General features: G+C 56.6%; 6 protein-coding genes, 1 other RNA gene and 4 pseudogenes. 8 read left to right on the top strand and 3 right to left on the bottom strand.

What is annotated here, in order from left to right; translation table 11 throughout:
- The first annotated feature begins 6 nt into the window (after positions 1 to 6).
- The 3 genes from CFE47_RS08555 to CFE47_RS08545 all read left to right on the top strand — a co-directional run bounded on the left by CFE47_RS08555 (position 7) and on the right by CFE47_RS08545 (position 2,229).
- The gene (locus CFE47_RS08555; RefSeq protein WP_286836273.1) at positions 7 to 285 is read left to right on the top strand and encodes a PA2433 domain-containing protein; all 279 of its coding nucleotides are present in this window, start codon (positions 7 to 9) and stop codon (positions 283 to 285) included.
- Positions 286 to 388: 103 nt separating this feature from the next.
- Positions 389 to 785: a transfer-messenger RNA gene (ssrA, locus tag CFE47_RS08550) on the top strand.
- 187 nt (positions 786 to 972) lie between these two features.
- Positions 973 to 2,229, top strand: a complete 1,257-nt coding sequence (locus CFE47_RS08545) for an integrase domain-containing protein (RefSeq protein WP_286836272.1) — start codon at positions 973 to 975, stop codon at positions 2,227 to 2,229.
- 154 nt (positions 2,230 to 2,383) lie between these two features.
- Here the strand turns inward: CFE47_RS08545 and CFE47_RS08540 are convergent, their stop codons facing one another.
- From CFE47_RS08540 to CFE47_RS08530, 3 genes are all read right to left on the bottom strand, one after another.
- A complete protein-coding gene (locus CFE47_RS08540) occupies positions 2,384 to 5,860 on the bottom strand; it encodes a DEAD/DEAH box helicase family protein (RefSeq protein ID WP_286836271.1) in 3,477 nt (1,158 codons plus the stop codon).
- A gap of 442 nt (positions 5,861 to 6,302) precedes the next feature.
- Positions 6,303 to 7,412, bottom strand: coding sequence for a restriction endonuclease subunit S (locus tag CFE47_RS08535; protein ID WP_286836270.1), 1,110 nt, complete (start codon positions 7,410 to 7,412; stop codon positions 6,303 to 6,305).
- Entirely contained in the window at positions 7,409 to 8,893 is a 1,485-nt protein-coding gene (locus tag CFE47_RS08530; protein ID WP_286836269.1) for a type I restriction-modification system subunit M, read from the bottom strand. Before CFE47_RS08530 ends, CFE47_RS08535 begins: the two co-directional genes overlap by 4 nt.
- Before the next feature lie 134 nt (positions 8,894 to 9,027).
- On the opposite strand from CFE47_RS08530, the pseudogene CFE47_RS08525 reads away from it, so the two are divergent.
- From CFE47_RS08525 to CFE47_RS08505, 5 genes and pseudogenes are all read left to right on the top strand, one after another.
- Positions 9,028 to 9,168, top strand: a pseudogene (locus tag CFE47_RS08525) (integrase); the annotation flags it as partial.
- Between the two features lie 1,021 nt (positions 9,169 to 10,189).
- Positions 10,190 to 11,590, top strand: a pseudogene (locus tag CFE47_RS08520) (YfjI family protein).
- Positions 11,574 to 11,932: pseudogene (locus tag CFE47_RS08515) on the top strand (hypothetical protein). The pseudogenes CFE47_RS08520 and CFE47_RS08515 overlap by 17 nt, the downstream one beginning before the upstream one ends.
- Positions 11,910 to 12,889, top strand: a pseudogene (locus CFE47_RS08510) (integrase domain-containing protein). Before CFE47_RS08515 ends, CFE47_RS08510 begins: the two co-directional pseudogenes overlap by 23 nt.
- Positions 12,886 to 13,173 (top strand): hypothetical protein, encoded by a 288-nt coding sequence (locus CFE47_RS08505; protein WP_286836268.1) that lies wholly within the window; start codon positions 12,886 to 12,888, stop codon positions 13,171 to 13,173. Before CFE47_RS08510 ends, CFE47_RS08505 begins: the two are co-directional and overlap by 4 nt.
- The last annotated feature ends 90 nt before the right edge of the window (positions 13,174 to 13,263 follow it).

Here is a 13,263-nt window from a genome sequence, read left to right as displayed (position 1 = left end):
TACCCTATGAAGCGTTCCGCTCTTGCTGGCTTGTTCATTACCGCTGCGATGCTGGCCTCCCCCGCTTTTGCGGCTGGCGACCCCGACCTGTGCAAGATCAACCTGGACAAAATCAACAACGGCAAAGCCCTACTCGCCACCGACACCAGTGGCAAAAGCGGCGAGATAGACACAGCCGTCTCCCAGGCCAAAGCCGCGTATGCCGCAGGCGATGACAAGAAATGCATCGAGATCACTTCCAAGGCCATACAGGACCTGCAGAACAGCGAGAAAGGCGGCCAGTAGCCCCTCGCCCGCTCAAGGCCAACCTTCGGGTTGGCCTTCTGTGACCGTTTGGCGTACACTGCACAGGCTTGTCACTCACTATGAAACAACGAGTTACAAGCACGGGGCCGTTTAGGATTCGACGCCGGTCGCGAAACTTTAGGTGCATGCCGAGTTGGTAACAGAACTCGTAAATCCACTGTTGCAACTTCTTATAGTTGCCAATGACGAAAACTACGGCCAGGAATTCGCTCTCGCTGCGTAAGCAGCCTTAGCCCTGAGCTTCTGGTACCTTCGGGTCCAGCAATCACCAGGGGATGTCTGTAAACCCAAAGTGATTGTCATATAGAACAGAATCGCCGTGCAGTACGTTGTGGACGAATCGGCTAAAACTTACACAACTCGCCCAAAGCACCCTGCCCTTCGGGTCGCTGAGGGTTAACTTAATAGAAACGGCTACGCATGTAGTACCGACAGCGGAGTACTGGCGGACGGGGGTTCAAATCCCCCCGGCTCCACCACTTCATCATCTAAAGACGTCCACGGACGTCTTTTTTTGTGCCTGAAATTCAGTAAATACGGGGGTTTCAGGGCTACTCAGGGCTTTCCAGATTTTTTGAGTTCCAGGCGGTTTGGTATTCCCAATGGTATTCCCGACTCCCCGGCGCTAATCTTGGGAATACCAAAAGGTGTCATGGAGTACTTCTCATGTGCGCTCAAACCATCCGCCTCTCCGACCGCCAGCTCAAGGCGGTCAAACCGAAAGACAAGGATTACGTCCTCACGGATGGCGACGGGCTCCAGCTGCGAGTTAGGGTCAATCGCTCGATGCAGTGGAATTTCAACTACCGGCATCCCGTCACCAAGAATCGAATCAACATGGCACTCGGCTCTTATCCCGAGGTTTCTCTTGCGCAAGCGAGGAAGAAAACCGTTGAGGCCAGACAGCTGCTTGCACAGGGCATCGACCCAAAAGCTCAGCGCAATGAGCTGCAGGAAGCCAAACGAGCGGAAACGGAACACACCTTCGAGAACGTGGCCACCGCCTGGTTCGAGCTGAAGAAGGATTCCGTCACACCGGCGTATGCCGAAGATATTTGGCGCTCCCTCAAACTGCATGTTTTTCCGAGTATGAAATCAACGCCTCTCTCGGAAGTCAGCGCCCCGATGGTCATCAAGCTCCTTCGTCCGATTGAGGCCAAAGGCAGCCTCGAGACAGTTAAGCGAGTGAGCCAGCGCCTTAACGAGATCATGACCTACGGGGTCAATTCCGGAATGATCCTTGCCAACCCTCTCAGCGGAATTCGAGCGGTATTCAAGAAACCTAAGAAAGAGAACATGGCAGCGCTACCACCTGATGAGCTTCCGGTGCTCATGATGGAAATCGCGAATGCCAGCATCAAGCGGACGACCCGCTGCCTGATCGAATGGCAACTTCATACCATGACCCGCCCTGCCGAGGCGGCCACCACTCGATGGGCAGACATCGACTTCGACAAACTCATCTGGACCATCCCTCCGGAGCGAATGAAAAAGCGTCGTCCGCACACAATCCCGCTGACCGAACATGTACTCTCGTTATTGGAGACGCTTAAGCCCCATAGTGGCCACAGGGAATATGTGTTCCCGTCAGATAGAAACCCGCGCACCCACGCGAATAGCCAGACCGCCAACATGGCGTTGAAACGAATGGGCTTTCAGGACCGCTTGGTCAGCCACGGCATGCGCTCCATGGCCAGCACAATCCTGAACGAGCATGGGTGGGATCCGGAGCTAATCGAAGTCGCGCTGGCACATGTCGATAAAGACGAAGTTCGAAGCGCCTACAACCGGGCGGATTACATCGAACGCCGGCGTCCGATGATGGCTTGGTGGAGTGAACATATCCAGAAGGCGGCCACCGGCAGCCTGTCGGCATCTGCTATCAATCAAACCAGGGACCGCAACGTCGTGTCGATACGCTGAGGACTCACCGGACGGCGACAACGGCGACAACCCGCGTAATCCGTAGCGCGCAGCGTGGCGACAGAAGTGGCGACTGTCGCCAAGCGCTTAGCCAAAAGCTACAACCCAGACGCCAGCGCAAACCGGGCAGCGCCCACGATTGAGTCAGTCGCCATCAGGCTGCCGCACTGCGTTTGATTGAAGCAATCACCGAAATGATCGCGTTGGCATCCGCGTCGCCAAACGCACCGTCTAATCCCTCGTGGTGCAGTGCGGTAAAAGGCGGTTCATATAGTTGACCCGCTTCCATCACGCCCTGCCGGGTTAGACGCTCGATGATCATTTCAACAAAACGAATCTGCTGACTGCTGTAGCGGTTCTCGTCGAGGAATTGACCGAAAGCCTCTTTTGCCGCATTGCGATCCAAGCCTACCAATGATCGGATCAACAGCGTCAGCGGTTGGTCAGTGCCGTAGCACTGTTCGAACTGCTCACGACTCTGAACCGGTTCCGACTCGTAGACAAAATGCTCCAGCTCGCTCAGATCGCTCGGCGTCAGCGGCCGGTTAAATTTGAGCTTGGCGATGGCCACATGGTTCTCATTGCCACAGATATAGGCTTCGACCTTTTTCCTGTACTGCTCCAGGTTGATGCCGGTATTGAAATCTTTCAGGTTGACTACAGTTGCTTCGCCAATCTCGTCGCTCAGCACGCTATAAACGGGGTTGTTCGGGCGGCGTTCGATAAACTTGATCAGCTCACGCATCTTGCGCCGCAGTTGCTCAAGCATCGGCAAGCGGATGTCCTGCCAGTACTCGTCGGTTTGCACGTCCTGAAGCAACGCAATTTCAGCATGCACTGCCGGAATGCTGTCCATCACTTCTAACTGGCTGGCCAGCTCGATCACCTTGTCACGATACGTCACGAAGTCGCTGGTCGAGCGAAGTAACGCCAGCTGCAAATTAAGGCACAGGAGATCGAACAACTTGGCGGTGATGTGCTCAGGAGCGCGCTCACTCGGCAAGCCTGCGACGTGACTGCGCAGATCACCCAGCGCTGCATCATCCAGCGCATTCCAAATTTCACGCTCGGTAAAGCGGGTTACGTGCTCAAGTTCGGTACGCACGATGAAGTTGTCTTTATTCATCGCCGCGACTTCGTCGTGCAACTCGTCGGTCAACTCCGTGCGCAGCTCGACAAAGGCATCGTACCGGCCTCTGGTTTCCGCCAGATCACCAGGCTTCCGAACGTCCTTCGGCGCTAACAACGACAGCAGATCCAGCCGCGCTTTGAACAACCGCTTGCCTAACGGTTCGGCCGTACCGCCCAAAGCGCCTTTGGGGTTTTCGTTGAAGTATTCGAAGTTGGCGCAGAAATCGAAGATGGCGAACTCGCGCTTGTGCACACCCGGCGCAAACAGGTCCGGGCATAGGCGCGTGCCGCGGCCGATCATCTGCAAGAACTTCACCTTTGAACGGACGGCCTTGAAGAACACCAAATTCAAAACCTGTGGCACATCGATGCCGGTATCGAGCATGTCCACCGAAATGGCGATCTGCGGCAGCTTGTTGAGCTTGCTGCTGAAGTCATCAATCAAGGTCTGCGCATAACTCACCGCATGGGTGATAACCCGCGCAAACTCACCCTTAAAGTGCGGGTAATGATGATTGAAGCGGCGAGCGATAAAATCGGCGTGCTTCTGGTTCACCGCAAAAATAATGGTCTTGCCTAGCTTGTCACCGCCCTCCACCGTTAGGCCGTTTTGCATCAAGTGCTTGAGCATCAGGTCAACGGTTGGCTCGTTGAACAGCTGCTTGTTGACTTCCGACGCCAATACCTCGGTAGGCGCATCACCTTCAGCACTGTAATCACCCCAATCCAGCGACTCCCAGTGCGCTTTTTCATCATCGCTGAGTTGATCGTAACGGATGCCTTCGCGAACGAACTTGATCGGCACCGAATATGCCTTGGGCGGCACCAAATAACCGTCATCCACTGCCTCATTTAGGCCGTAGGCGTCGGTCGGCACGCCAGTTTCCAGGCCGAACAGGTGATAGGTATCGCGATCCACTTCGTCACGCGGGGTGGCGGTCAGGCCCACTAAGTAACTGTCGAAGTAACGGAAAATCGCGCCGTACTTCTGGTACACACTGCGGTGCGCCTCGTCGATCACGATCAGGTCAAAGTGGCCAACGCCGTACTTGCGACGGTCACCCTCCATCTGCTCGATCAAACCCATCATGGTCGGATAGGTACACAGATACACTCGGCCCTGGCCGCTCTTGTCGGTGACCAGATTGACCGGACTGGAGTCCGGCAGGAACTCCTTAAAGGCGTTGGCGGCTTGTTTTACCAGGGCTACCCGGTCAGCCAGAAACAGCACGCGCTTGACCCAGTTGCCCCGCATCAACAGCTCGATCAGGGCAATCGACATCCGCGTCTTGCCTGTGCCGGTGGCCATGGTTAGCAAACCGGCGCGGCGGCCCTGACTCAGGGATTCGGTCATCGCTCGAATCGCCCGGTGTTGATATGCCCGCTCAACAATCTCGCTATTGATCGGCAGTTCGCGCAAATCGGTTTGCAGGCTGCGCCGCTGAATCGCCAGTTCCAGTTCATCGCGGGTATAAAAACCCTGTACTTCGCGTGGTGGCGCACGGCGGTCGTCCCACAGCCAGGTGTGGTTACCGTTGCTATAGAAAATCAGCGGCCGCTGGCCTTTCTCGGCCTCAAGGCAATCGGCGTACAATTTGGCTTGCTGCTGCCCCACGTCCGGGTCTTTCAGGCTGCGCTTGGCTTCCACCACCGCCAACGGTTTGCCATTGGCCCCCCACAACACGTAATCGACAAAACCTTCGCCTTGCCCGTTGGGCATGCCGCTCACTGGCACTTCGGCGTCAGCGTTTTTGCCCAATTCCCAACCGGCCTCGCGCAGCAACACATCGATAAACAGACGACGGGTGTCGGCCTCGTCGTAATCATGGTTATCTGGCACGGCGATATTAGTCGCCTTGGCCTGGGCCAGTGCGGCACGGGTGGCAACCAGTTCGGCATCCAGTCGCGCTAGCAGCGCCTCGCGCTCACTAAGGTTGGCGGCTTGCTCGGCAATCGCCGCCTCGCGGGCTTCAAGGGTTCCGTGTTGGGCTGAGATCTGTTCCTGGAATTTGGCTTCCTGCTTTTTCAGTTCCGCACGGGTAAAGGCAACTGCCTCATTCATGCTAACGAGCTGAGGCACACGTTTTTCGTCAAATGCAGCGTCGATATTTTTTGGGTCGGTGGCGCGGGTATAAGTGCGTGCCAGCCAAAACAACACGTGAAACAGCTCGCGTACCAGCCTCATCGCATCGCTGTAGCCAATCGCTTGATTGGAGTGCACTGCCTGATTGCCAAACTTCTGAATCAAGCGCGTCTTTTGATGAATTTGCGGGGGCAGAAGGCGAACGAACTCCACCTGAGTCAGCAGCAGATTTAGGCCGTTGTCGTAAGGCATGCGCAGGTCGCGATCATGCTCGTACAACCAATGCACCATCTGCTCCAACGCATGACGGGTACGCATACAACAGGCACGCGGGTCAGAATACACTAGGTGTTCCGCCCCCTTGGCCGGCTCAACCAGCGCTTTAAATTCGGGGATGAGAAATTCAAAGTTGCTCATATCAACCGGCTGCCTTTTGTGAGTCCATCTCGTCCAGGTGCTGTCGCACGCTGCCTATTGAATCCTGAATCCTGCGGGTAAAGCTGGATGGCTCGCGGTAAGTCATCACCAACCGATCAATCGCGCGAGTTTGGCCACATACAGCAACCACGTTTCGTCGACCTCTCCACGGTATTGCGGTAATTCAACCGTAGGATGGTGGTACGCCCCAGGGCCTGAATACCAACGCTGGCGAAGCTGAATCTATGTCATTTTTACCGACCTTTCCGCGATAAATCGACTGCGCAGTGTGATACAGCACCAGCAGCGAATTATTCTAGGGATCGATCATCTGCACCACCAGCTTAAACCACACTGGCTGGAGATCATGTCCCTCGTCGATCAGCACCTCAGGGTATTGAGGCCGTGGAATTTGCCCTCGATCGACTGAAGTACAATTCGACTAAACCGCACCTAAAAAGCCTTTCCGTTGAAGTGAATGAAAGAGGTCGTCGACCAAACTCGACGATCTACATAGCTCTCGTCTATGCGCTTGAATCATAAGAGCGATTTCGGAAAAACGGATTTGAAGGTCTGTAGGCGGCCTGTATAAGCCAAGCTCGGCGATGCCGCCACTTGTTAACTGAGGAACCGCAGCTCCCGTAAAGCTACCCTTTATTTTTTCTTGAATAGCGGAACTCGTAATCACCGAATGCAGGAATACAGAGTTAATTCCCAACCTAGGACGCATGATCATCATCTGTGCGTTGATAAATGCAATATCGTAAACCCCATCAAATATGCAACACGCTCCAAGAGTTCCTCTAAGGGTAATGACCAAATCTCCTTTTCGTATTTTTCCTCTGGAAAGAGACTCGAACTTTTTCTCGGTAATGAACTGCGTATTACGAAGATCTAACCTATGATCCGTAATATTTTTTGTGCTCAGAAACAAGACGCCACCAGAAACGATGTCACCTTTGCTAGGGTAGTTGGATGATCGATCACCATTTTCGAACTCAGCAAACTCTCCAAGCTTAGATGCTGGCCAACCTTTCGGATTTGTCACAGGGTCGCCGAACATTTCCAGAAATACGGATTGCAGCAGTTCATCAAGCTTGGTGATAGCTTCAAGGCGCTTGGTGCGTAGCGCGTCGGCCTTATCTAGAATCTCTGCGATACGACGCTGTTCGGAGAGTGGCGGAACAGGCACGAGCTCGCGGTGTACGACATTCCTGTTTAGCGTCGGCACGCCAGTTCCATGGTGAAAGCGATCTAGGTGTAAGTTTCGAAGCAGCCAGTAAATATACTTCGGATCATTTCCTTGAAAGTCCTTCACATACAAAGAAGTGTTCAGGGGCCAGTATCCGCCTTCAACATAATGTACTTTTCCAATGCTGCCGCTACGCCCCGTAATAACCCCCGGCCCAGCAACACGCATTTCATTATGAAAACCAACCGGGCCATTTGCCGCATAAATAGGTATCTCACCTTCAAGCCTATTTTGAATGGGCAAATCAAATCCACGTTGAAGTGTGGATACTTCACCTAGTGGCATCATACGCCAATTCATAACAACATCCCCTCCAACTCATCCATGCCCCGCGCAATTTCCGCCTCCAGCGCTTTTAGCTCAGCCAAGATTATTTGCGGCGCTTCATGCTGCACTTCCTCGTACACCACCTCCTTGTAGCGGTTGATCGACAAGTCATAGTCGTTGTCGACGATCTCAGTCTTAGGCACCAGAAAACTTTGCGCGGTACGGTCGAGACCGACACTGGTGCTACGCCTGTGCCAACGATCGATAATGTCGGGCAGGTTGTTACTCTCGTGCTTGCTCGCATCAAGTTCGTTGCGCTTGTCATCTAGCGAGAAGCCGTCAGCCTGCATGTTGTAAAACCAGACGTGGTCGGTGCCGCCAGAATTGGTTTTGGTAAAAAGCAAAATCGCGGTAGACACCCCGGCATAGGGACGGAACACGCCCGACGGCATTGAAACAATGCCGTCCAGCTTGTGCTCTTCCACCAGCATCTGGCGCAGCGCCTTGTGCGCCTTGCTGGAGCCGAACAATACGCCGTCCGGGACGATCACCGCCGCGCGGCCGCCGGCCTTCATCAAGCGCAGGAACAGGGCGAGAAACAACAGCTCGGTCTTTTTGGTTTTAACGATTTGCTGCAAATCCTTGGCGCAGGCCTCGTAATCCAGGCTGCCGGCAAACGGCGGGTTGGCGAGGATCAGACTGAACTGGCCCTCCACGCCAGCGTGGCCTTCGCTGAGGGAATCACGGTTTTCAATCGCCGGGTTTTCCACTCCGTGCAGCAGCATGTTCATCGAGCCAACACGGAGCATGGTGCTGTCGAAGTCGAAGCCATGGAAGGTGTCGTGATTAAAGCGTTTGGCGCTGGCCGCGTCCTGATACAGCTCCTGGCTGTGGTGGGTGTTGAGGTATTCGGCAGCCGTCACCAGAAAACCAGCGGTGCCGCAGGCCGGGTCGCAAATTGTGTCCGACGGTTTGGGGGCCATCATCTCGACCATCAGTTTGATAATGTGCCGGGGCGTGCGGAACTGACCGTTCTGCCCAGCACTGGCGATTTTGCCGAGCATGTATTCGTAGAGGTCACCCTTAGTGTCGCGGTCTTCCATGGGGATGGCGTCGAGCATGTCCACCACCTTGGCCAGCAACGCCGGGTTCGGAATGGTAAAGCGCGCATCCTTCATATGCGCGGCGTAGGTGGACTCGCCATCTTCGCCGCCCAGCGACTTGATAAAAGGGAACACCTTATCGGCAATCAGCGTGTACAAGCTGGCCGGATCACCCAGAGCCTTGAACGCCGCCCAACGCAAATGCGCCTGGTAGGGGCTGAAAATCGGCTTATCAATCGGCTGCCCGGTGCGCGCGGCCTTACGCTCTTTAACCGTCTGCAACTCGTCGAGGCGTTTGATAAACAGCAGATAGGTCATCTGCTCGATAACTTCCATGGGGTTGGAAATACCGCCGCTCCAGAACGCATTCCAGATCTGGTCAACTTGGGATTTGATTGCGCCTGTGATCACTTCTGATGACTACCTGAATTGAATAATGGGTTTAATGCCCAGCGAAGCAACACGGCGGACAATAGGCCAAGCCGGGAAAGCGCCAGCCTGACAAGGTGCGCGCAGTGTAACGATTAGCGGGTGAGGCTGTCAGGTACAACCGCGCGGACGACATAGAACGCCGCCGCCCGATGATGGCTTGGTAAAGTGAGCACATCCAGAAGGCTGCCACTGGCAGCCTTCTGGCATCTGCGATCAATCAAATGCAGGACCGCAACGCCGTGCCGATATGCTAAGCACTCAATGGATGGCACCGGTAGACGTAACGCCTCAAACGCAGTGACATTTCTGTTGGTGACACCGGCGACACCGGCGACAACCCACGTAATCCGTGGCGCGCAGCATGGCGACAGAAGTGGCGACTGTCGCCAAACCTCCTGCATGTCTGCGCTCCTCCGGCCAAGCACCAGCGCATAGGAAGGCTCCGCATTCCCATGCGCTGGGGCTCAAATTTAAAAGACGACGAACGGCTCATCGTCCATCCAACACCACTCACGACCAAGGCATTCCAGTACCGCTGGTTGGCCCAATCGACTGCGCGCAGTCCGGTTGACCCAACCATACGCGGACGATAGAAAGAAGACTCAAAGCGCTGCCGTTGGCAGCTCCCAGGTAGCCAGAACCTTTGAGGCTACGCCACATCGTGGCGGTTCTCCCCAAGTGCGATTAGCGTCCGGCGGCTCGCACGGTCACAGCGATGTGATGGATGCCCAATCTTCCAGAATGCCCACCGCGGCAACTCATGCCCCCTCCTGGCTGCTCTGCAGCAACTTATCCGCTTGGAAATTTCTTGCGCCAACCTATTGCCCGTCTCTTTACCCCCGAAAGAGACGGGCGCATCTCACACTGCTGCAGCCCTGCTCGCACGGGGCTTTGCGGCTTTCCCCCTCGTGACAATCGGCGTAACAAACACCGAATGCTCACTCGCCACAGCGATGCCGATGATGGTGCCGCAGTCCAGGGGATGGACTGCACCTGACTGACAGTCAGGCATGCCCCGGTCATCGCCTCACTGCCTTCACCTGACTCAGGATCTCGCGGCACTGGTTTCGTCAGCCAGTGCAGCCTCCACCCGCCCACCGCTATCGGTGTTCAGGAGGCCAGATCATGAGATGCCCAAGTTCCCGGTCGTAAGGAGCCGTCAGTCCCGCGTGAGTGGACAAACCTCACAGGTCGCAGGGGCCTTGATCCCTGATAACACTCAACAACCGTGGCGGGATGAGTGAGGACGAAGTCGATAATCTCAGGAGAATAGCGATGCAACTGTGCGAAGCATTCGAGCCACCACAACCATTGCTGGAATACCAGCAGGCACCACTGTCCTACCCGGTTGAAGCACTCGGGGATCTGTTGGGCCCTGCGGTCGAACGACTGGCCGAGGTGATCGGCGTGCCCTGCGCCATGGCCGCGCAATCGGTGCTGGCCAGCGCTGCTCTGGTGAGCCAGGGTCATGCCAATGTCCAACTCGACGGCCGAACCTATCCGCTGTCCCTCTACCTACTGACGGTGGCGTCCTCGGGTGATCGCAAAAGCGCGGTGGATCACCTGGCATTAAGGGCGGCGCGCGACTGGGAGCGGCAGCAGTGGACCCTGTATGTGGAAAAGCTCAAAGCCTATCGCGCCGCTACCAGCATCATGGCCAAACCCAAAACCTCAACAGAGCGTGCTGAGGCGAAAGGCGGTGAGCTGTCCGAGCCGGTACCACCGAGACTGATCATTGCCGAACCCACCATTGAGGCCCTGGTCAAAAGCCTGTGCCAGGGCTTGCCCAGCATGGGCTTGTTCAATGATGATGGCGGCCAGTTCTTGGGCAGCAGCACCATGAGCAAAGAGAATCGGCTCAAGGCGATCACCACCTTGTCGACACTGTGGGATGGCAGCCCGATCGACCGGGCGCGCTCCATGGCAGGGGAAAGTCTACGTGCCTATGATCGCCGCCTCAGCATGCACCTGATGCTGCAGCCCTACCTGGCCAACCAGCTGTACAAAGACCCGGTGATCAATGGCCAAGGCATCCTCGGCCGCTGCCTTATCAGTTGGCCCGAGCGCCTGGCCGGCCAGCGACTCTACAAGGCAATCGACCTGACCAGAGATGCCAAAGTCCAGCGCTACCAACAACGGATCACCGCCCTGCTGCAAAAGCCCTGGTCGCTTCACAAGGATGGATCACTCAATCCCGTCACGCTGGAACTGACTCCCCGTGCCCGTCGTGCCTGGATCGATATTCACGACACCATCGAGTGCCAGTCTGGCGAGTTCGGCGAGCTGGCCGGCGTCCAGCCTGTCGCGGGCAAGGCCGCGGCGAATGTGCTGCGCATCGCAGGCGTGCTGGCCATGGTTGAAGAGGCCAGTCAGTTGGAGGAAGCACACATCCAGCGCGCCTCCACGTTGATGGATTACTACCTGGCTGAGATCCAGCGCTTGACCGAATAGGAGCCGGTCAATAGCCGACGCGAAGAGGCGGATCGGCTGCTGCGCTGGCTGGTGCAGAAAGGCTGGACCCACTTCACCATCCGCGACGTCAATCGAAACGGCCCTCGTTTTGCCCGCAAAAGCGCTGACCATACCGCCTCTTTATTGGTCGTGCTGATCACTCATCGCTGGCTGAGCAGCCGCGATGGAAGAACCTTCGAGGTACGCCATGTTTCGCCTCAATGACGCGGTGCGCCGCTACCAGGCGCAACATCAACCACAGCCAGAATTGCGGTGTGTCGCCGCCTCTGTCGCCACCCTGTCGCCACGCTCCAGGCCAGAAACGACGCGGGTTGTCGCCACTGTCGCCGCTGTCGCCACCCCCCCCTAGACCCCGCCAACCTCGCCCTGCTCATCGAGCAACTGCGTGAGGAAGGGGCACTGCTGCAACATCAGGAGAACGCCCTCCTGATCCGCCCAACACACTGGCAGCAGGTGGACAGGCTCAGCCCTCACTGGAAAGCCTTGCTGCTCTTTCTGCAAACAAACGAAAACGGTGATGACGATGGCCTTGGTCGGTCGGCGTGAGGGTCGCAACTTTGGCTATGGCCGCCAGCTGAGCTACGCCGGCCCACAAGCGCTCAAGGATCTATTTGCCGGTGGCCACTTCGCCACGGTCAAAGCGCATAGTGATCGCTGGCAAGCGTTCGTGCGTTGGTGTCGATCAGAGGGCGTTCCTGGTTACAACGATGCGCGTCAGATCGATCGACAGACGCTGCAAGACTACGCCGCTTACCTGCGCCAGCAGATCCAGCAAGGTGAACTCTGTATCGCTACCGCGCAGAACCGCCTGAGCAGCGTTAACCGCACCCTCGCGGCGCTGCGCGGTGATCAGGACGTTAGGATCGCCAGCCCGAGCCAGGCGTTGGGACAGCAGCGCTCAAGCGTACGCACCCGCGCGCCGGATGGCCAAGACCGCCAACAGGTGCGGCGAGTGCTTGAGGTGCTTGGCGAACGGCAACACGAGCGGGTGGCCGCGATTGTCCTGTTGGCCCGAACAACCGGTATGCGCCTGCGCGAAGCGATCCTGGCTGACCTGCCACGCATGCACCGCGAAGCCGAGCACTTAGGCCGCATCAACATCCAGGACGGCACCAAAGGCGGCCGCTCAGGGGCATCAGTTCCGCGATGGGTTGTGGCCAATGAAGAAGTGAAGACGGCGCTGCAGCTGGCTCGTCATGCATCGCCACCTCGCAGCCGCAACTTGCTGGCCCGAGACGAAAGCTACGCCGTGTTCCTGCATCAGACCGTACTCCCCGCCCGCGAAACGCTGCATGAACAAGGGCTGAAGGGGTTTCATGAACTGCGAGCGGCCTATGCCTGCGAGCGTTACGAACAGCTCCCGGGCACGCCGCACCGGTCAATGGTGGCCACTGTTATCGCATTGACCGCGACCTCGATCAACAGGCGCGGCAACAGATCAGCCTTGAGCTCGGACACAACCGGATCGATGTGGTGTCGGCCTACATTGGTGGCCGAGCATGAGCAAACCCTTCGATATGGCGCTGTTCCTGAGCGGCGTGCTGACCGGTTCGAAGGTCACGCAGCAACGCCACTTAAGGCAAGCTCGGACCATGCAAGCGGCCATTCAGCAACGATGGCAGCGAGATAATCCTTGGACCTGGCAGTTCAAGCATGTGCGCTGGTTTCTCACTCAGCACCTGAAAGACCACTCCGACGCCACCCGGTATCACTATCGGCTCACTACTGCGTTGATCTGGATGCGGCTGGGGAACCGATCCAGCTTTCATGGAATTCGAGGCATTTGAGTAACGGAGGCCACCCGAGTCGATCGCGCGGCATGGCATAATGCTATCCTTGGATTACGGACCGCGAATAAATATGGATGCGGTCATATC

Origin of the sequence: Pseudomonas sp. PGPPP1 (assembly GCF_002255865.1) — a bacterium.
In the GTDB taxonomy this organism is placed as follows: domain Bacteria; phylum Pseudomonadota; class Gammaproteobacteria; order Pseudomonadales; family Pseudomonadaceae; genus Aquipseudomonas; species Aquipseudomonas cremoris.
Note: the sequence above shows the minus strand (reverse complement) of the source record. Positions and strands in the feature narration are given on the sequence as shown.

Excerpts from the sequence above, each read along its gene's own strand:
- CFE47_RS08555 (WP_286836273.1), top strand. The coding sequence starts at position 7 with ATGAAGCGTTCCGCTCTTGCTGGCTTGTTCATTACCGCTGCGATGCTG.
- CFE47_RS08505 (WP_286836268.1), top strand. The coding sequence starts at position 12,886 with ATGAGCAAACCCTTCGATATGGCGCTGTTCCTGAGCGGCGTGCTGACC.
- CFE47_RS08545 (WP_286836272.1), top strand. The coding sequence starts at position 973 with ATGTGCGCTCAAACCATCCGCCTCTCCGACCGCCAGCTCAAGGCGGTC.
- CFE47_RS08535 (WP_286836270.1), bottom strand. The coding sequence starts at position 7,412 with ATGAATTGGCGTATGATGCCACTAGGTGAAGTATCCACACTTCAACGT.
- CFE47_RS08540 (WP_286836271.1), bottom strand. The coding sequence starts at position 5,860 with ATGAGCAACTTTGAATTTCTCATCCCCGAATTTAAAGCGCTGGTTGAG.